This is a genomic window from Bradyrhizobium monzae (assembly GCF_021458635.1).
Lineage (GTDB): Bacteria > Pseudomonadota > Alphaproteobacteria > Rhizobiales > Xanthobacteraceae > Bradyrhizobium.
Genome location: NZ_JAIRDQ010000012.1, coordinates 198531 through 217485 on the forward strand (window position 1 = coordinate 198531; position 18955 = coordinate 217485).

Annotated in this window: 15 protein-coding genes and 2 pseudogenes; 10 read left to right on the forward strand and 7 right to left on the reverse strand. The window is 60.9% G+C overall.

Annotated features, from left to right (window positions below):
- Window positions 1-138 precede the first annotated feature (138 nt).
- On the forward strand, window positions 139-831 hold the full coding sequence (locus K3F49_RS32875) for a hypothetical protein (protein ID WP_234685031.1): 693 nt from the start codon (window positions 139-141) through the stop codon (window positions 829-831).
- 382 nt (window positions 832-1213) lie between these two features.
- Here the strand turns inward: K3F49_RS32875 and tnpB are convergent.
- The 5 genes and pseudogenes from tnpB to K3F49_RS32895 all read right to left on the reverse strand — a co-directional run bounded on the left by tnpB (window position 1214) and on the right by K3F49_RS32895 (window position 6142).
- Window positions 1214-1516: pseudogene (gene tnpB / locus K3F49_RS32880) on the reverse strand (IS66 family insertion sequence element accessory protein TnpB).
- A 7-nt stretch (window positions 1517-1523) separates the two neighbouring features.
- The gene (gene tnpA / locus K3F49_RS39725) at window positions 1524-1910 is read right to left on the reverse strand and encodes an IS66-like element accessory protein TnpA (protein ID WP_452101139.1); all 387 of its coding nucleotides are present in this window, start codon (window positions 1908-1910) and stop codon (window positions 1524-1526) included.
- A gap of 709 nt (window positions 1911-2619) precedes the next feature.
- The gene (locus K3F49_RS32885) at window positions 2620-3996 is read right to left on the reverse strand and encodes a M16 family metallopeptidase (protein ID WP_234685080.1); all 1377 of its coding nucleotides are present in this window, start codon (window positions 3994-3996) and stop codon (window positions 2620-2622) included.
- A 56-nt stretch (window positions 3997-4052) separates the two neighbouring features.
- Window positions 4053-5504 (reverse strand): M16 family metallopeptidase, encoded by a 1452-nt coding sequence (locus tag K3F49_RS32890; protein WP_234685032.1) that lies wholly within the window; start codon window positions 5502-5504, stop codon window positions 4053-4055.
- A 338-nt stretch (window positions 5505-5842) separates the two neighbouring features.
- Window positions 5843-6142, reverse strand: a complete 300-nt coding sequence (locus tag K3F49_RS32895) for a hypothetical protein (protein WP_234685033.1) — start codon at window positions 6140-6142, stop codon at window positions 5843-5845.
- Between the two features lie 287 nt (window positions 6143-6429).
- Between K3F49_RS32895 and K3F49_RS32900 the strand changes: the two genes are divergently transcribed.
- The 3 genes from K3F49_RS32900 (at window position 6430) to K3F49_RS32910 (ending at window position 8123) form a co-directional block, all read left to right on the forward strand.
- A complete protein-coding gene (locus K3F49_RS32900) occupies window positions 6430-6831 on the forward strand; it encodes a hypothetical protein (protein WP_234685034.1) in 402 nt (133 codons plus the stop codon).
- Between the two features lie 364 nt (window positions 6832-7195).
- Window positions 7196-7561 carry a hypothetical protein gene (locus K3F49_RS32905; protein WP_234685035.1) on the forward strand — a complete coding sequence of 122 codons (366 nt, stop codon included), beginning with the start codon at window positions 7196-7198 and terminating at the stop codon, window positions 7559-7561.
- Window positions 7562-7868: 307 nt separating this feature from the next.
- Window positions 7869-8123 (forward strand): hypothetical protein, encoded by a 255-nt coding sequence (locus K3F49_RS32910; RefSeq protein WP_234685036.1) that lies wholly within the window; start codon window positions 7869-7871, stop codon window positions 8121-8123.
- A 532-nt stretch (window positions 8124-8655) separates the two neighbouring features.
- Here K3F49_RS32910 and K3F49_RS32915 read toward each other — a convergent pair.
- The gene (locus tag K3F49_RS32915) at window positions 8656-9996 is read right to left on the reverse strand and encodes an LLM class flavin-dependent oxidoreductase (protein WP_234685037.1); all 1341 of its coding nucleotides are present in this window, start codon (window positions 9994-9996) and stop codon (window positions 8656-8658) included.
- Between the two features lie 648 nt (window positions 9997-10644).
- On the opposite strand from K3F49_RS32915, the gene K3F49_RS32920 reads away from it, so the two are divergent.
- From K3F49_RS32920 to K3F49_RS32945, 6 genes and pseudogenes are all read left to right on the forward strand, one after another.
- Window positions 10645-11577, forward strand: a complete 933-nt coding sequence (locus K3F49_RS32920) for a TauD/TfdA dioxygenase family protein (RefSeq protein WP_234685038.1) — start codon at window positions 10645-10647, stop codon at window positions 11575-11577.
- A 28-nt stretch (window positions 11578-11605) separates the two neighbouring features.
- Entirely contained in the window at window positions 11606-12649 is a 1044-nt protein-coding gene (locus tag K3F49_RS32925) for an ABC transporter substrate-binding protein (RefSeq protein ID WP_234685039.1), read from the forward strand.
- Window positions 12646-13512 (forward strand): ABC transporter ATP-binding protein, encoded by an 867-nt coding sequence (locus K3F49_RS32930; RefSeq protein WP_234685040.1) that lies wholly within the window; start codon window positions 12646-12648, stop codon window positions 13510-13512. The genes K3F49_RS32925 and K3F49_RS32930 overlap by 4 nt, the downstream gene beginning before the upstream one ends.
- A complete protein-coding gene (locus K3F49_RS32935) occupies window positions 13505-14380 on the forward strand; it encodes an ABC transporter permease (RefSeq protein WP_234685041.1) in 876 nt (291 codons plus the stop codon). The genes K3F49_RS32930 and K3F49_RS32935 overlap by 8 nt, the downstream gene beginning before the upstream one ends.
- Before the next feature lie 910 nt (window positions 14381-15290).
- Window positions 15291-15800 (forward strand): hypothetical protein, encoded by a 510-nt coding sequence (locus K3F49_RS32940; RefSeq protein ID WP_234685042.1) that lies wholly within the window; start codon window positions 15291-15293, stop codon window positions 15798-15800.
- A 208-nt stretch (window positions 15801-16008) separates the two neighbouring features.
- Window positions 16009-16866, forward strand: a pseudogene (locus tag K3F49_RS32945) (IS3 family transposase); the annotation flags it as partial.
- Window positions 16867-17332: 466 nt separating this feature from the next.
- On the opposite strand, the gene K3F49_RS32950 reads toward K3F49_RS32945, so the two are convergent.
- Window positions 17333-18919 (reverse strand): family 43 glycosylhydrolase, encoded by a 1587-nt coding sequence (locus K3F49_RS32950; protein ID WP_234685043.1) that lies wholly within the window; start codon window positions 18917-18919, stop codon window positions 17333-17335.
- Window positions 18920-18955 lie beyond the last annotated feature (36 nt).

Sequence of the window (18955 nt, forward strand, 5' to 3'; positions counted from 1 at the left end):
GCCTGAGGCAGCAGTCTCAGCTTGCAGCCTGCGGGAGCTCGTGCGCATCTTCGATGCGACCGCGTCCGCCTGTCAGATAGCGAATTCCGCAGACGAGACACGCAGCGTGCCGCGGCTCACACGAGGTCGGAGGTTGCCGTGCCGTCGCAGCGGTTGCGCAGTTCAGGGGGCAAACCAGGCAAAGCTCTCACAACGGCCGACCTCCTCATCAGAGCGGGTTCGTACAGATTGTGTGTCTCAGAAACCTGCGGATGCCGCATCACCTTTGATGCTGTTCGAGAGAGTGGCTGCCGTTCGCACAACCGGACGGCATGGATATCCAAAGCGCGCAAGACCCACCTGCAGTCCGAAAAAGCCCTACGTCATGCTGAGGAGCAGCAGGTTGAGAGGCTTCGCTATCAAGCAGCCCTCGCCGAGCGCCAGTTCAATCGCGCCGATCCCGACAACCGGCTGGTGGCTGGCGAACTGGAGCGGCGGTGGGAAGCCGCTCTGTTGGAGCTGCGCCGAGCCGAGGAAGCATCGGCCCAGCGAAAGATGCCCCAGGCCAATGAACCCCTGGGCGTTCCTCATGATGTGCGTGCCAACGTGATCGCCCTCGGAAATCGCCTTCCGGCGCTGTGGGACAATCAGGCGACCCGCAGGGATCATCGTAAGGCGCTCTTGCGCTGTCTGATCGAAAAGGTCGTGATGCGTCGTTGCGCCCGCGACAAGGCCGAGGTGCGCATCGTGTGGCGCGGTGGCGCAACTACTCCAGCTTCTGCTCACTACCAGTTAATGCCGTGGCTGCCTTGCCGCGGCACCAAGAAATGGTGGAGCGCATATGCACGCTGACTCGTGAGGGCATGCATGACGATGAGATCGCGCGCATTCTGACGCAGGAAGGACATCACTCGCCATAGGAGGCGGATAAAGTCCTGCCGATCACCGTCCAGCGCATTCGTCTTAAACGCCGCCTCAAGATACAACATCGGCAAACACGATGGCCGGCGGTCGCAGACCATTTGACAGTAACCCAATTGGCAACCCGCCTCGAGATTCCCACCAAGTGGATCTATGTCCAGCTCAAGCGAGGGAGCATCCTGACCATCCGAGAGCTGTCAGGCCGCTTTCTCTTCCCCGACAACGAAACCGCTTTGCACGCCATCCGCAGCTTGAGACATCACAGTGTCGCGAAGATCGATCTGAGGGAGGATCACCACGAAAAGTAGGGGCATCAACAAAGGCCCTCGAGCATATAAGCCATCTGCGCGGTCGAGATCGACACCGCACCAGCCGACGCTGAGGGCCAGATGAACTTGCCGCGGTCCAGGCGTTTGGCGTACAGCGACATGCCCAACCCATCGTGCTAGAGGATCTTGACCAGATCGCTGCGACGACCCCGGAAGATATAGAGATCGCCGGCATGAGGATCGCGCTTCAAACTCTCCTGAACCGTAAGAGCTAGGCTTCGCATCCCGCGGCATGTCGGGTGGCCAGTCGCGATCCAGACCCGGACGCCGCTCGGGATCGGGATTATCGCCGCCTCAGAAGCTCAAGGACCCGCTGCAATGCCTCGGTGTCCACGTTCGGTCAACGCGCACGCGACAGCCGCCAAGTTCGATGTCGATTATTCCGGCCCTCACGCGCTGCGCAGGAGGCGAAGATGACGGCTGCGGTGCACACGTCGACGCCGAAGCCCGCGTGGATGTGATCTCGACGGGAACAAGAGCCGGCACAGCCTCGCCGCCTAGGCGGCCCTGGCGCGCCTGCCGACGCCAGGTGAACAGGCTCTGAGCCATTCCATGCCGGCGCGTAACGCCGCACACAGTCTCGCCAGCTTGCAAGGTCTCCTCAACCAGACGAACCTTCTCGTCGTAACTCCACCGGCGCCGGCGCTCGGCACCCAGCACCCTGAGCTGCATTCGCCACATGACCTTAAGGCTAGACTTAAGGTCACATCCTCAGAAACGCCGCCGAACTCCACAAGACGGCCGCCGCCGGAGGGAGACGCATGAAAGGACGTGAAGCTTACGTAGTGTCAGATTGTAGCCTCGGTGGAAGCGCGATCGAGGCGGCGCTACGCAGACTTAGAGAAAAGTCGCGCATCAAGTTCGTCCGATGGCTTGGCCGATCCTGGAGTCTCCAGAATTAACTCTTCGCTAGAGCGCGCAGTGGCTCGTCCGTTCTTGAAATTGCTTGAAACGGCCTAGCTTTCAACTCATGAGAGAATATCGAGATATGCGAGCGCTCAAATGCGCGACGACGCCGCATCTGCTCGGGCCGAGGCAGGATTATCGTGTCGTGGACGAGACGGCAGGGCAGCCGGCTCGCCGCCTCCCAGGGCCAGGCATCGTTCAGCACAAGCCGAATGCTTGTCCGGAACCCGGTGGCCTGGGATCGTATCGGTATGCAGATCATCACGCGAACCGGTTTCCCGCCCAACCTGACCACCTGCTTTCACGGGCGAGCACGTTCTCGTCTGTTCTCGGTATCGTGGGGGCGGGGGCTTCCTGTGTTTCAGCCTTGGTCAGACATTTTGAGGCAGATGCTGTGTGCCAGCGGGGGCCGTCCTCCTGTTCTCACCGCTCCGATGTCAGTGGACACAACGAGACACTCGCTAAGCGCCTGGCTGCCTAGAAGTCAATCGGAGTTCGCCGGTGCTATCGATGTGGCGTCTAGCTTCTCGGCTGGCGGCGATGTGGGCATCGATGGCGCGGTGGTCGACTGGGCTGGGTCCATTGGCGAGCGGCCTACGATAACGGTGAGCAGGCCCCGGCCCCACAGCCGCTGCGCGATCCTCTTGGCGTCCTCCAACGTCACCGCGTCGACTACGGCGTTGTGCTTTTCGAAATAGTCGATCGGCAGCTTATCAAGCTGATGCTGCAGCAGCGATCGCGCAAGCTTTGATGATGTGTTGAGGGCGAGCATTTGCGAGCCCTTCAGGTATGACTTTACATCATCGAGTTCCTGTTGGGTAGGGCCTTCCTCGGCGATGTGCCGGATTTGCGTCTCGATCAGTTCGACCGTCTCGCCGGCGCGATCGGCGCAGGTGCCGCTACTGCCGACAAACATGGCCGAATGATCCATCCAGACGAGGTGCTCACGGACGAAATAGGCAAGGCCGCGCTTCTCACGGACTTCGCGGAATAATCGCGACGTCAGACCGGCGCCGCCGAGGATTTGGTTGACGACGCAGGCCGCCATGAAATCGGGCTCGCTGCGGCGAACGCCGGGACCGCCGAAAGTCACAACTGTCTGCGGCACATCGAACGGGATGAAGACGCGCTGCGGCGGCTTTGCTGCGACCACTTCGGAGACCGGCGTCGATTCCGCCTTGGCCGGCAGGCCGCCAAAGGCCTTGTCGAGCAGTGTACAGAGAACCTCCGGATCGACGTCGCCGACCACCGCGATCTTGAGCGTGTCTTTTGCGATCACGCGTCGGACATAGTCCCTGAGATCCGCGACCTCTATCTTCGGCACGCTTTCGATCGAGCCCAGGGCTGGGCGAGCATAAGGATGATCGTTGAAGGCGACTTCGAGGAACTTGCGATTGGCGAGCGAGGAAGGGTCAGTCGAGTCGTGCCGAAGGCGCGCAAGCTCGCTGGCACGGATCCGTTCGACATCGGCCGGGTCGAAACGCGGCGAGGTTAGTGCCATCCGTAAAAGGTCGAAGGCCTCGTCCCCATTGTCGTTGAGTGTGCGCAGGGCACCACAGAAGTGATCGTGGGTCGAGCGAAAGCTCAGCTCTATGGCACGACGGTCGAGCCTCTCATGAAAGGTCTTGAAGTCGAGATCGCCGGAACCTTCCTTGAGCAGGCAAGCAACCATGTGGCCGACGCCGGGTTTGTCGGCGGGGTCTTGGGTCGCCCCGCCGGCGAACGCGAATTCCATAGCGATCAACGGGACAGTGGAATCCCGCACGAACCAGGCTTCTATACCGCAAGGCGAGGTCAGGCGCTTGATCTTGGTCGCGGCAAGCGTTCTGGCGGTGGCAAGCGGAGCGGCCGAGGCGATCATCGTGATTGAGAGCGATGCTCCGCCGAGGAGAACCCCACGTCGTGTGCAAGAATAGGTCACTGCAGCTTCTCCTCGTGTTTTGGCGCTAACTCTTTGGTGAGATAGCCGGTCACCGAGCGTTTCTTGTCGAGCCACTTCCGCGCGGCCTCGCGCACCTGCTGGGCACCGACGGCGCGGATTCCATCCGGCCAACCCCGAATATCATCGATGCATAATCCCGTTGTCAGGCCGCGGCCATACCAGCGCGCGACCATTTCCTGATCGTCCTGAGCGTAAATTGCCTGCGCGATCAGCCGCGTCTTGACCCGCTCGAGATCTTCCGTGCTCGGCGGATTATGCGCAATGTCGGCGATCACATCGTCGATGGCGTGCTGGATGTGGTCGAACTTGACGCCAGATTTTGGTATGGCAGAAATCCGAAATGGCGAGGGATCGAACGCGGCAGAGTGGTAGCTCGCCCTGACAGCAACCGCGAGCTGCTTGTCGATTACCAGCGAGCGATACAGATATGAGTTGACGCCGCCGCCCATCAACTGCTCGAGCACGTCAAGCACCGGACTCTCGCCGGCGGCCGCGGTGCGAGCCGACGGCACGAGATAATAGCGGTGCAACGCTGGCTGCTCGACGCGGGGATCGGCCAGCGTCACTGTGCGCGGCGCCGCCGGCGTCGGCTCCTGCGGTCGCTGGCGTTCCGCGGGGATCGATGGTCGCTGTGGGATGCCGCCAAACTTCTCCTCCACCATGGGGCGGATTTCTTTGGGGTCCACGTCCCCAGCGATGATCAGGATCGCGTTGTTCGGTGCATAGAAGCGCTTGTAGAAGGCAAGCGCGTCCTCGCGGTCGAGCTTTTCGATCTCATGCCGCCACCCGATAATAGGCCGACCATAGGGGTGGTTGAGGTAAAGCGCCGCCATCATGAGCTCGTCGAGCTGCGCATCCGGCTTATTGGCGACGCCCCTATTGAATTCCTCCAGCACGACATCGCGCTCAGACAGCACGTTCTCATCTTTGAGAATAAGACCGGTCATGCGGTCGGCTTCAAATTCCATCATCTTGCCAAGCTGCTCGCGTGGCACGTGCTGGAAATAGCTGGTGTAGTCGACCCCAGTGAAGGCGTTCTGCTTGCCGCCGACGCGCAGCACGGTCTGGGAGAACTCATTCGTCGGATGTTTGGACGTACCCTTGAACATCAAGTGTTCGAAGAAATGCGCAAGCCCCGATTTGCCGGGCGGCTCGTCGGCTGAGCCGACCCTATACCAGATCATCTGAGTGACAATGGGCGTGCGACGATCCGCAATCACCACTACCTGCAGGCCGTTCTGAAGCGTGAAGTTGGCTGGCCGATCTGACTTGACCGAGTCCTCGGCAAATGTGATCCCCTCTTCAGGAAAGTATAGGTCAGTGCTACCATCTGTTTTGTGCTCGATTGCCGGCGTGGTGCGCATCGTCGAATCCAAGGCACCAGTGGTGCTGCCCGCCTTGGCGGTGACCGAACTCCGGTTCTTCATGGCATCGCCTTTTGTTCCATGCTGATCCACGTTTTGTGGCGGGCAAATCCGACAAAGCGGTCAGCCGCACACCGTGTGGCATGTAGCGCAGCAAAGACCGGGCCAATTGCCCGGTGGCCTGCGCACGGCCGCGTGGCACGCCAAGTGGACGCAAAAAAGAGCCGGCGCGTGTGTCGGGCCAACGGTCAACAGTCGGCCATGTCATGAACACGACATTGCGTATGACCGCGCACAAGCTGGCGCCAACTGGCAGAATGGAAACTTACAGAGAAGCGTAGATTGAGCGGCGATGTGACGCCGGCTCATTTTGCGCCAGGCTCGCTATTACACATCTCGCTCTACACCGTGAGCGGCCTGGCAATATTTCTCATGGTCGCGAGGCGGGAGTCGGCGAGCAGCTCCTTGGAGTACGCTGCGCCGAAGTAGTCCAGGACGAAGGCGCCAGAATTGCGTATATTAGTCGCGCGGATTAGGTTATCGACAATTGAGCCGAGTTGGCCGATGCAGTCGCGATAGCGCGCGCTGATAACGTTAACCGCGTTCATTGAGTGAACCGCCTCGTCGGCAATTACCTCCCGCAACCAATGATGAAAGGTGTTGTTCCCAAGGGCGTCATAAAATGCCCTTTTCTGCTGCATAGGCACGGCCTGGTCTTTGTCGCGCTCAATGTCGTGACAGCGATAAGCTGGATCGGCCTTTTTATCGGACTGAATACTGAACCTGCGATCGTCGTCGCCTTCATGGTCGCGTTAGGATCGACCGCAACAGTGTGGTTAAACGCACTGATCAGGCGCCATGGCGCCCCTCCAGCATCCGATATCATCGTGAGCGTTACGATCGCGACGATCGGGAGTTACATGATTTGGATCTCGGCCAGCGGCAACGCGGGCGTGGGGTGGGGCCTCGATCGTCCTTTGGCGTCGTCTTGGCCATCGTGGCCGGCCTATCGCTGGCCGTTACGAATATGCTTGTCAAACTGCTGTTCGACCGCGGGTTTTCTGCCCGACAAGTGCTGGCGCATCGTTTTTATGGAACGATTCTCGTGCTGCTGGGACTGGTTGACCATTCATCCATCGTGCCTGAGATCTCACAGCATTGGTTTGCGATCGCAACGATTGGGCTGTCGACGATCATTGTTCCATTTGCTCTTGATCTAGGAGGGCATTCGCCGCGTAGAACCCTTCACCGTCAACATGGTCCTGTCCACGGCCCCCATCACCACCTTCTATTTCAGTACTTCGATTCTCGCATCGTGCCTTCGTCACATACATTCGTTGGAAATATTCTCATTGCGGCTGTCGCTGTCGGCAACATCTACTTGCAGTAATGGAGATCCGCATGAACGAACGGAAGTGTGCAATCGTCGACGCGTACTCTGCCGGCCGATACCTACCGGAAGAATTCAAGCGTTATGGAATTGGAACGGTGCATGTGATGTCGGCTGCACAGATTCCGCCGATATTCCAATCGCATTTCAATGCAGATCTGTATGATGAAGTCATTCGCCCCAGCGAGCGCATGGGGTACGACGACATCGTTGAATATCACCTTCAGGCTCTCCGCGGCAGGAAATTGGAGTCGTTATCGCGGGTTGCGAGACCGAAGTTGAGCTCGCGGATTCATTGTCGGAGCGGCTTGGCTTACCTTCAAATGGGACCGCGCTGTCGGCCGCTCGGCGTGACAAAGCACGCTTGTCTGAAGCGTTGGCCTCAGCAGGTGTGCGATCGATCAGACAAGTCGTGTCGGACGATGCGGAAGAGGTCGCAAGCTGGAAAGATCAGGCAGGTTTCGACGAAATTGTGATTAAGCCAATGAACAGTACGGGTACCGAGGATGTGTTCTTTTGCTCGACAAATGCTGATATTCAGCGGGCTCTAAGCGCAATTGTCGGGAAGATGAACCGTGTCGGATCCTTGAATCGGTTCGCGCTTGGACAGGAGAAAATCAACGGCCAGCATTACACCGTAAATGCCGTCTCGATCGACGGGGAAGCGTTTGTCACGGAGGCCTCGACCTATGACACCGTTCCTATTGAGCAGGCCGGTCTGCTGACTTGAGAGGTTGTTGGGTGGCACAGAACTAATCGTTCAGGAGCTATCCGACTACTTGGTGCGTGCGTTGCGGGCGCTTCAGATCGTCGACGGACCGGCTCATGCTGAGATCATCGTCGATAATCGGGGGGCGGTTCTGGTGGACTTCGGAGCGAGGCTTCAAGGGACCATGTCGGCAAAAGCGCGAAGCATGGCGTTGGGGCACAACCATATGACGCTACGGCGTGGCGCTACGCAGATCCCAAGGGCTTTGATGAGTATATGAGGCTGCGCGGGTCCTACAAGCGGCAGTGCTCAGGCACTGTGCGTCTCGTTGATCTCCGATACGGGCGGTGTCGTTGCCGGTTATTCCGGACTCGAATCGATCCGCAAGCTTCCGAGCTTCGCGGATGCCATTGCATTCGTTCCGATTGGTCAAAAGCTGGTTCCGACGATCGACTTGGTGTCGACACCAGGCATCGTTTATCTCGTGAATAACGACTGGACTCAACTTGAGGATGACTATCGCAAGTTGCAGGCGATGCGGATGGACCAGGTGTTCGATTTAGTGACGCAGGATTTCGACTAGTGCCAATTGATGCCAGAGTGACTGGGGCGAATCCAGCCCACGCGGCCATGATCGGCGTGAGCGACTTTGATGGTGTCATGCGAGGCAAGCACGACTTGAGCGAAGATCTCTCAGATGGAGACAAATTTATCAAGTTTTCTGAAGCGGTGGTGGCGTGGGATTGTTCGGACCTGGCGCGCATCAAATCCTGCGCCGGACCGACATGCAAAAGTTGCCTTCGGTCCAACGGGCGCATTGTTTATTACGGAATCATCAACCGGCTCCGTATTGATGGCGGACCCCGGGTAAGACCGATGACATGCACCCGACCCCTGTCGAGCTCGGTCAGGCGCAGGATAGGAGCAGATAACGTAGGTTTGAGCTTAGAAGATGTTCACTGCGTTCGGGACGCTGGGTCACATTGTGTTGCGGCTAGGAGGCGCGCTTAACGACTACGCACGTCTCAAGTATTCACGCCTCAACCGAACCGTAAGAATCGAGTGTGTGCGAGCATTGCGCCCAAATCGAGTGCTCCATTTCCGGTTGTAAGCGATCAGGCGATCGCCTGAATCTCCTTCGCATACACACTCGCCGGCCGCTCCAGCCCGTAGTGCTCGCGCAGCGTCGTGCCGATGTAGTCGTGGCGGAACAAGCCGCGCTTGCGCAGGATCGGTACGACCTGTTCGGCGAACAGGTCGAAGCCGCCGGGCAGGAACGGCGGCATGACGTTGAAGCCGTCAGCTGCGGCGTTTTCGAACCAGGTCTGGATGTTGTCGGCGATCTTTTCCGGCGGGCCAGCGATCACCCAATGGCCACGCGCGCCGGCGAGGCGCTGCACGAGCTGACGGATTGTCGGCTTCTCCCGATCAACGATGTCGACCACCAGCTTGAACCTGCTGGCGACGCCATGCGCGCCGTTGGTGTCGATCAGATGCCGTGGGAAGGGGCCATCAAGGTCGAACCCGGTGAGGTCAAGACCAGTCATCTGGCGGAGCTGGCTCAGCGAGAATTCCGGCTGGATCAGCGCGTTGAACTCCTCTTGCAGGCGATCAGCCTCAACCTGAGTGCTCGCGGTGAAGGGACTGATGCCGGGCAGGATCTTGATCTGATCGGGAGTGCGGTCGAACGCGCGCGCCTGGCGCTTGATGTCGGCATAGAATTCCTGCGCGCTGGTCAATGTCTGGTGCGCGGTGAAGATGGCTTCCGCAAAGCGCGCGGCGAAGGCTCGCCCATCCTCGGACGATCCTGCCTGGACATAGACCGGTCGCCCCTGCGGCGGCCGCGAGACGTTGAGCGGGCCGCGTACGCGGAAATGCTGTCCGATGTGATCGATCGTGTGGATCTTGCTGGTGTCGGCGAAAATGCCGGAGACGGGATCGTTGACCAGCGCGTCGTCTTCCCAACTGTCCCACAACTTGGTGATGACATCGAGATATTCCCGCGCCCGCTCATAGCGTTCGTGATGCGGCGGATGCTCGGGCAGGCCGAAGTTCTGGGCCGCCTGCGGCGAGCTCGTGGTCACGATGTTCCACCCGGCGCGCCCGCCGCTGATGTGATCCAGCGAGGCGAACAGCCGCGCAAGATTGTAGGGCTCAGTGTAAGTCGTCGACGCAGTCGCGATCAGGCCGATACGCTTTGTGGCCGATGCGATCGCAGTAAGCAGGGTGATTGGCTCGAGCCGGAACCGCTGCGCGTAGCGGACGTTGTCGGCCAGCGCCGGACCGTCGGCGAAGAACACCGCGTCGAACTTGTGCGCTTCGGCGCGCTGCGCCAGCTCCTGATAGTAGGTGACATCGAGGATGCGGTCCGTCGTCGAGGCATTGTGACGCCAGGCCGCCTCGTGGTGACCGTCAGGATAAATGAAGAAGTCGAGAGAAAGTTGCCGTTTGCTCATTGCTTGGCTCGCAAATGTTGGACGTTGTCGAATGTTTGCATCGTGCTTGCGTGTTGATCCGAGTCTATGTCGGAGCTCGCGAAGCTGTCGATGAAATGAATTTGCGTTGTTGCGGGCGAAGCGAGCATGAAGCGCGTGAGCTCGTCGTCGATCGGAGACGGGTGCGTTCGTCGTCACGAACGACCGCAGCAATTCGAGCTGTTTCGTACCTCGGCTGGACTGATTTCGCTCGCTGTCACGCCGGTGAAACGGCGTAACCGACCACCACCATCGCAAATATTTCCGTGTCCGCTTGGCGTGCGAAGCGATCATTGCTCGCCGCGCAAAACAAAGCTGGTTTCGTTTCATTGACTGGATCGCGATCGCATTTACGATCTGCACCGTCCAAGCGAGGTCGTTCACCATGCGGCAATCCGGTCCACCCGTCGTTCGCGAAGCAGCCCGGCTGACCTCGGCTCTGCGTGTGCGGTGCTGCGCCGGCACGATGGCGGAGAGCTGTACCGCCGGGATCCGTGTGCCGCGAGCCATCCAGCCGCCGACGTAATCCCCTAGGACCACATCCGAGATATCACCATCATCCTTCGCCGCTGCTCGTACGACCGGCGCATGGCGCAGCTTTGTCCAAAACACACAGGAAAGACAACGATCATGAGCACTACGACCATCACCATCGACAACGTCATCCCGCGCGCCGACATCGTGAAACGCGCGGCACGGCTCGGCGCCGAGATCAGGAACGTCAAGCTGTCGGGCGACCTGCCTGACGATGTCGTTCGCGCCATCAACCAGGTGCTGCTCGAGCACAAGGTCATTTTCTTCAGGGACCAGGAGCATCTCGACGATGCCGAGCAGGAGCGCTTTGCTATCAGGCTGGGAAAACTCGTGCCGCATCCGACGGTCGGCGCGACCAACGGGACGTCGTCGATTCTGGAGCTCGACTCGGGTCGGGGCGGTGGCCGTGCCGACCAGTGGCACACGGACGTGACTTTCGTCGACGCCTATCCGAAGATTTCGGTGCTGCGGGGCGTGGTGATCCCGCCATACGGTGGTGACACCGTGTGGTCGAACACGGCGGCAGCCTATCTCGACCTGCCTGCGCCGCTGCGCAAGCTCGCCGACGAGCTCTGGGCGGTCCACAGCAACGCCTACGACTACGCCGTGAAGACGCGCGCGAGCGAGGCGGATAGAAAGCACTTCGACGAGGTGTTCACCGGCACCATCTACGAGACCGAGCACCCGGTGGTGCGCGTTCATCCCGAGACCGGCGAGCGCACGCTCGTGCTGGGCAATTTCGTGCAGCGCTTCGTCGGCCTGCCGAAATACGACGGCCAAAAACTGTTCGACCTGTTCCAGTCCCACATCATCGCGCCCGAAAACACCGTGCGCTGGACCTGGCTGGCCGGTGACGTCGCGATCTGGGACAATCGCGCAACCCAGCACTACGCTGTCAACGACTATGGCGACCAGCGCCGGGTCGTTCGCCGCGCCACCATCGACGGCGAGGTGCCGCTCAGCGTCGACGGTCGCCGCAGTGTGACGCGCATCAAGGCGTCGAAACCGCAGACGGCCAAGGCCGCCTGATCCCGCTTCACTGACCGGATTTATCAGAATGAATTCGCTATTTCGATTGGATCGCGCACGGCATCGCGCCGCGCGATTGGCGCTCGCTGGCGCCTTCATGCTGGGCCTCGCGGCTCCGGCCGCCGCCGAGCCGCCGCTCGAAAAGACCGAGATCCGCTATCAGGGGTGGGTCGGGCAGGTGACGTTTATCGAGCTCGCCGACGACCTCGGCTATCTCGCACCGCTGAAGCTGAAATGGGTCGGCAACACCATCAGCGGCCCGCAGGACATCCAAACCGTCGTGACCGGTGATATCGATATCGGCGGCGCTTTCTATGGCGCGATCCTCAAGCTCATTGCCGCAAGGGCGCCGATCAAGGCCGTCGTCGGGTACTACGGCTCCGACGCCAACACCTATAACGGCTACTATGTGAAGGACGACAGCCCGATCAAGACCGCTCGCGACTTGATCGGCAAGAAGGTCGCCATAAATACGCTGGGCGCGCATCTGGAGTTCGTGCTTCGCGAATATCTGGTCCGTAACGGCCTCAGCACAAGCGAAGCCAAGCAGGTGACGCTTGTGGCGGTCCCGCCGGTGACCGGCGAGCAGGCGTTGCGTCAGGGTCAGGTCGAAGTGAGCGCGCTCGGCGGCGTGCTGCGGGACAAGGCACTGGAAAGGGGTGGTATCCGCTCACTCTTCAACGACACCGATCTGTTCGGCCAGTTCACCGGCGGCTCTTATGTGCTGCGGGACAAGTTCATCAAGGACAATCCTGATGCCGCCCGCAGGCTGGTCGAGGGCATTTCGCGCGCGATTGACTGGGCGCAGACGACGCCCGCCGAAGAGGTGCGGGCCCGGTTCGACCGGATCATCGCCGAGCGCAAGCGCAACGAGGATGCCTCTTCGATCAAGTATTGGAAGAGCACCGGCGTCGCATCCAAGGGCGGGGTGATCTCGGACCGCGAAATCCAGCTGTGGATCGACTGGCTCGAGAAGGATGGCCTGTTCAGGCCGGGTCAGATCAAGGCCTCCGACACCTACACCAACGCGTTCAACTATTTCCGTCCCGGCAAGACGGCGGAGGTGCAATGATCCCGGTCAAGATCAGCTTCGAGCAGGTCCGCAAGGAATTCATCACGCGAGGTAAGGGCGGCCGCCCTGCAGGGCGCTTCACGGCCCTTGACGACATCACGCTCGACGTTCGCGCCGGCCAGTTCCTGGTCTTGGTCGGCGCAAGCGGCTGCGGGAAATCAACCTTGCTCGACTTGCTTGGCGGACTGACGACGCCGACCAGCGGCCGCATCCTGCTCGACGGGCGCCCCATCGTCGGACCCGGACGCGACCGCGGAATCGTGTTTCAGCAGTACGCCCTGTTTCCTTGGCGGACCGCCGCGGAGAACGTCGAATTCGGGCTCGAGATCGCCGGGTTCAAGGCCAGGCAGCGGCTTGAGATCGCGCGACATTTCCTCGACCTGGTCGGCTTGTCGGGCTTTGCCAATCGGTATCCGCACGAGCTGTCCGGCGGCATGAAGCAGCGCGTCGCGATCGCCCGAAGCCTCGCCTACGATCCGGAGGTGCTGCTGATGGATGAACCGTTCGCGGCCCTGGACGCTCAGACTCGCGAGACGCTCCAGGGTGAATTGCTGCGGATCTGGCGCGCCACTGGCAAGACCATCGTCTTCATCACCCATGGCATCGACGAAGCCGTCGTGCTCGGCGAGCGCGTAGCGGTCATGACGTCGCGTCCGGGCCGGATCAAGCAAGTCATCGACATCCCCAAGGTACTGAGCCACGAGGCAGACGATGTGCGCTCGCTGCCGGAGTTCGGCCATGTACGCCATGAAGTCTGGTGCCTACTGCGCGACGAGGTTCAGAAGGCTCAGCGGGGCCAGTTGAACGCAGGTGTCGGTGTGCGTCATGTGGACCACGAGGTGAAGGAGGTTGCACATGTCTAGTCTTGAAACGCTGACACTGCTGGAACTCGCGCACGGACGCCGAGAGGCGCTCACCGGCGCGCAAGGTCTACCGTCGCCGACGGTGAGTAGGGTTCGTGCCGCGATCCGCCGGCTGACTGTCCTTGGACACCGCTCCCTGTTACTGATTGCCCTGTTGTTGCTGTGGGAGGCGGCTCCCAGGCTCGGCCTGATCGATGCGGTGTTCCTACCGCCGTTCTCGGAGGTGATTGCCGCCGGCTGGCAGCTCGCGCAAACCGGCGAGCTCTGTGATGATGTCTCCGCCAGCTTGCTGCGCGCGCTGAGCGGGTTTCTGATATCAGTCGCACTAATTGTGCCGCTTGGCCTGGCGGTCGGCCGGTCAGCCCGGCTCGGTAATCTCCTGAACCAGTTCATCGAGATCTGCCGCAACACCGCGCCGCTCGCGCTGCTGCCGGTGTTCATCCTGCTGCTCGGGATCGGCGAGATGTCGAAGATCACGATGGTCGTCTATAGCTGCGCCTGGCCGCTCTTGCTCAACACCATTGCCGCGGTGAAGCAGGTCGATCCGCTCTTGATCAAATCGGCGCGGACCATGGGCGCAACGCCGCCGCAGCTGTTCCGAAAGGTGATCCTGCCGGCTGCACTTCCGACCATCTTCGTTGGTATTCGCCTCGCGAGCGCATCCGCCATGCTCGTGCTCGTCGCGTCCGAGATGGTCGGCGCCAAGGCCGGTCTTGGCTATCTCATCATCAACAGCCAGTACAGCTTCCTGATCCCGCAGATGTATTTCGGCATCCTTAGCATCACGGTCATCGGGCTCGCCTGCAATGCCGTCCTTCAGGCGCTAGAGCAGCGCTTCATGCGGTGGAAGGCGCCGGTGACGGCATGAGCATGCAGATATCGTCGCGACGCGAAGCACGATCGCAATCATCTGAACTGCGGACGTGAGAAATCCATCGCGCAGACCAGAGGTCCCGCGCCGTCCGGTTAACGATGCCGACGTGGCTGGTGCTTGCCGGCGGACAGGCAGTGATCGGGGCAGCGGCGAGTTGTGGGCGGCCAATCCAGACCATCGCTTTCGTCGAGCATGACCTGAAAGGCCCACGGGGAAGCTTTAGTCTTTCCGGCAACAGACGTCACGGATGTCATCAGAGCCCCTCGATGTTCCAGAAGCGCAGTTGGCCCGGTGGGTCGGCTACCCAACAATCCCGATCCGAGAGATAGCGTCGAAGCGCCCGGCGTCCTTACGAACCACGAGGACGTCCATGTAAGCATGGCCCGGTACTGTCGTCGGACAAAGTGTTCAATGGCGACCCACCGCGATCCACCATGGAAGGTCGCGCTCTGTAAGAGGGAAGCAACCTCCTTCAGATTCAACGGTTTCCGCGGCTTTTCGTGTTCGTGCATGGATTGACCATGGAAGGCATCCAAAATATGCAGCAAGGGCCGACTCAAGTCAGAACGAGCTCGTCCGGCGCGCTTTCGCAAAGGCGCGATCTGCCGCGAAGAAGCGCTCGGCAGGGGGCGGACGTAGAGCCACTTAGTGAAGGGCCGGAGCGGCCCGATCCCGTGTAAGCCTGCGGGGGTTTTTCTTTAACTGCGTGAATCTCGTGTAGGGGGAGGATTTATGGTTGTCGCCCGAGCGCGATCAAGCTTTCGTCGCAGCTAACCTCGCGCGCGTCGCTCGGCCGTTCTGTACCGACAAAGACCGAGTCAGCAACAGATCGAAGGCACTTGAATCTGCCCTTGCGTCAGGTTGTACATTCTTTGCAAAGACACATTCGCGAAAGCATCGGCAAATGAAGCAACCGTTTTTCACTATTGTTCTATGTTCTGCTTTCGGTTTGCTCGGGCTGACTGGGGGAGCGCTCGCGGACTCAATCCGACGCTACGACTGCACCATAGACGGAACCGATCGCGAGGCGATAGGTGATCGGAATGGGCACATCATTGTCAGCCTTCAATATACCTGCCACATTGCAGATGGGCTGTTGAAGGACGCAGGAATCACGGCGATATCGGTCAGCGAATGGGACAGCGAGAAAGGGAGGTACTTGGCTTCTCTCGACGTTCACCGCGCGCTCGAAGGATATGCGGTCGGTCAGCTCTTGGACGGGGACGGCGCCTCGGTCATGGAGGACAACAGGGCTGCCGGTATCGCAGCTGCCGGGAAGACGGTGTTCAAATTCGCGTCCGGCTCATTGGCGGCTCTCTCCGGAAAGACCGTCAAATTCACGACCAAATCTGTCGGCTCTCGTCGCTTCGAGATGGAGTTCGCAGATTGGCCTGAAGCTTCTCTACCGAAGTGACTGCGCGGCGGCTCCCGTCCTCATTACAACACCCTCCGGCACGGCATGCACTACAGAGACCCCGGCGCGGATCACTATGAGCAGCAATATCGCGGCCGTGTCCTCGCTAACCTTCAGCGCCGAGCCAAATCTCTGGGCTTCGTGTTACACGCAATTCCAGGCGCCCCGACCTGGCTGTTTCTTAGGAAGTCGATGCCGGAACCCGGACATGAGCTTCCGCTTCATTGAGGACCACCGCGACACCTATCCGGTACGGCTGATGTGCGCCGTGCTCGAGGTCTCGCCGGCCGGCTATTACGCCTAGCGCGATCGCCCGGTGAGTGAGCGGACAAAATCCAATGCTGCGCTTCTGGCCGCGATCCGGCAGGTCCATCGAGACAGCAGCAGGCGCTACGGCAGTCCCCACGTCCATGCCGTCCTGCGCAGGCAGGGCCGTGGCATCAGCCGCGGCCGGATCGAGCGGATGATGCGTCAGCAGGTATCCGCGCCATCATGGCGCTGCCGCGCCCCGACAGCCGTCACGACCTGCCGATCGCACCGAACCTCATCGCACACGACTTTACGGCTAAAGCCCCGAACCGGGTCTGGCTCGCCGATATCACCTACATCCCGACCGCAGAGGGCTGGCTGTATCTGGCGCGGCCGTCGTGGATCTGTTCAGCCGCAAGATCATCGGCTGGGCTATGCGGGATCACATGCAGATCGAACTCGCATCCGCGGCACTGACGATGGCTATCCAGCAGCAACAGCCGTAGGCCGGATTACAGTATGCCTCACACGCCTATCGCAACGCTCTCACCAGAGCTGGCATCACCGTATCAATAGCCGCAAGGCCGATTGCTACGACAAAGCCGCGATGGAGAGCTTCTTCCATACCCTGAAGAGCGAGCTCGTGCATTATCGCAGCTACACGACCCGCGCCGAGGCCCAGCGCGATATCTTCGCCTTCATCGAGGGCTTCTATAACGAAGAACGGCCCCATGGGGCGATCGGCAATCGACCGCCGATTTTACTGCACAACCACGTCGGCGCCAGCCGCCAACGTGACAGAGGGGCAAAACTCTAGTTCTGGGTGGTCCAAAGTTCGGTCTCGCTACATGCTACAAAAACCCCGAGACTGCCGCTGGATGAAAGTTAAGTGGCAGGCCAATCTGCAGCAGCGGCTGCGTCGGGTGCACCGCCTTATTTGAGAAGTGTAGCCTCGAGCGCTGGGGTACGTCACTTCAGGCCGCTTCTTATAAGTGGAACGGAAAAGCCGTACCGTAGCGAAGCGCCGCTTTCGGCGTAAAGCTGCTGGTGGGGCCCGCCCATCTGCTCTTCCATTGCGCACGAACATCATCGGTTGTTCCGATATTGTCCGCGAAATCGCGCAGACGGACATCCGTCCGACATACAGACTGTTGCAATTGAGTAATGCTTCATTATTAACCTCGGCCGGATCGTTGAAGGATGCCTCACGCTGCGGCGCCTACCCTCTCCGCCGCACGGCACGGTGTTACTACGGGTGACGAGGCGCTGAGGCGCCGCCCGGTTCAGTCGCAGCGCGCCAAATCTGCCGCCGTCGGGGGCACCGCGGGCGGCACCACCTTGGCGGGTGACAGGACTTCCCACTCCTCGATACCGAACGCGGCATGGCTCTTGCCATCGGTCGACGCTTCGAGCACCAGCCGCAGGCAACGCGTGGTGACGGGGCCGAAGCGCAGCTCCACCGGCTGTGCCGTTCCGGTGGTCGGCACGCCCCGCGTCACCAGCGGGCGCCAGCGGCCGCCCTTGCCCACCTCGAGATGCCAGGCGCGTGGCGTCGCGATGCCGACGCCGGCACCAGGCGGCTGATCGCCCCAGAACTTCAGGCGAACCCCGTCGATTGTTACCGGCGCGTCCCAGCGATATTGCACCCACCCGTGGCTCACGTCGCCACGCCCATTCCAGCTCGCCCACATGTCCGGTGGCAGCGGCGCCGGGTAGATCACGCCGTCGTTGAGCGCCGCCAGCCGATATTGCAGCGGGATCGGCACGTTGAACGCGGTCGGATGGGCGATTCGCGCGACATTGTGTGTCGGCGTGCGGTCGGCCGGCGCGTGCGTCGGCACCACTTTGCGGATCGCCGCCGGCTGGACGCTGTCATCCCATTCCACACGGTCGATGGCCACGCTCCGCCGGAAATGGCCGCCCAGCTTCGCATCAGCCGTATGATAGGCCATGTACCACTGGCCCTTAAACGGGATCAAGCCCGCGTGAGACGTGGTCGACGAAACCGGATCCAAGATCACGCCGCGATACGTCCAGGGCCCGAGCGGCGTGGGGGCGGTGCCATAAGCCTGGCAGGCATGGTAGACGGCGTTGGTGCAGGGTGAATCGGGCCCGGCATTGTTCGCAGCATAGACCATGTACCAAGTGCCCTTGCGCTTGAAGAGCCAGGGCGCCTCGAAGAAGCCGGTCAGCGTCTTCACCGACACGGGTTCGCCCACTGTCTTCATGTCGGATCCCAGGCGAGCGCCGCGCAACTGGCCGAATGTTCCCCAATACAGGTAGGCGGCACCATCCTCGTCGACGAAGACGGTCGGATCGATGTTCTTGATGTGGTTGGCCGTCGGCAGGCGCTGCGAAACGATCGGGCCTTCCGGATGCCAATCGTGCCATGGCCCGAGCGGGTGGTCTGCAACCGCCACGCCGATGCCCATGCAGTCCTGGTCGCCACAGTCGCGCTGCTCGACCGGCGCATAGAGGTAGAACAGCCCATCGGGTCCCTGTACCATCTGCGCGGCCCAGGCCGCGCCGCCGCTGGCCCAGGCAAACAGTTTATCGGGCCGCAGAAACTGCGGGTACAGCGTCCATTTGCCGGATGCCGGGTCGGTCGAGGCCAGCAGTTCCCATTCGTGCATGGCGAACCCCGCTTGGTCCCTTCGCGCTTCGTCGCGCCCCGTAAGGACGTACAGCGTGTCGGCCAGCGCGATCGGCGCGGGATCAGCCGTATAGAAGCTGCCGTCGGCGATAATGGGATTGTGTCGCGCGTCGATGGCGATCGGTGCCGGCCTACGGTCCTGCGCGAGCGAAGGCCCGGCTAGGCCCGCAACCAGCCCCAGGCCGGAAAGGAGAATGGATCGCTTCACGATTCGCATGGACGAACCTCGCCAACGATGGAATAGGACCTGAGC

Bases quoted from the DNA above. Each gene is read 5' to 3' on its own strand.
- tnpA (WP_452101139.1), bottom strand. From the start codon at position 1,910: ATGTGGCGAATGCAGCTCAGGGTGCTGGGTGCCGAGCGCCGGCGCCGG.
- K3F49_RS32885 (WP_234685080.1), bottom strand. From the start codon at position 3,996: ATGATCGCCTCGGCCGCTCCGCTTGCCACCGCCAGAACGCTTGCCGCG.
- K3F49_RS32890 (WP_234685032.1), bottom strand. From the start codon at position 5,504: ATGAAGAACCGGAGTTCGGTCACCGCCAAGGCGGGCAGCACCACTGGT.
- K3F49_RS32895 (WP_234685033.1), bottom strand. From the start codon at position 6,142: ATGCAGCAGAAAAGGGCATTTTATGACGCCCTTGGGAACAACACCTTT.
- K3F49_RS32915 (WP_234685037.1), bottom strand. From the start codon at position 9,996: ATGAGCAAACGGCAACTTTCTCTCGACTTCTTCATTTATCCTGACGGT.
- K3F49_RS32920 (WP_234685038.1), top strand. From the start codon at position 10,645: ATGAGCACTACGACCATCACCATCGACAACGTCATCCCGCGCGCCGAC.
- K3F49_RS32925 (WP_234685039.1), top strand. From the start codon at position 11,606: ATGAATTCGCTATTTCGATTGGATCGCGCACGGCATCGCGCCGCGCGA.
- K3F49_RS32930 (WP_234685040.1), top strand. From the start codon at position 12,646: ATGATCCCGGTCAAGATCAGCTTCGAGCAGGTCCGCAAGGAATTCATC.
- K3F49_RS32935 (WP_234685041.1), top strand. From the start codon at position 13,505: ATGTCTAGTCTTGAAACGCTGACACTGCTGGAACTCGCGCACGGACGC.
- K3F49_RS32940 (WP_234685042.1), top strand. From the start codon at position 15,291: ATGAAGCAACCGTTTTTCACTATTGTTCTATGTTCTGCTTTCGGTTTG.
- K3F49_RS32950 (WP_234685043.1), bottom strand. From the start codon at position 18,919: ATGCGAATCGTGAAGCGATCCATTCTCCTTTCCGGCCTGGGGCTGGTT.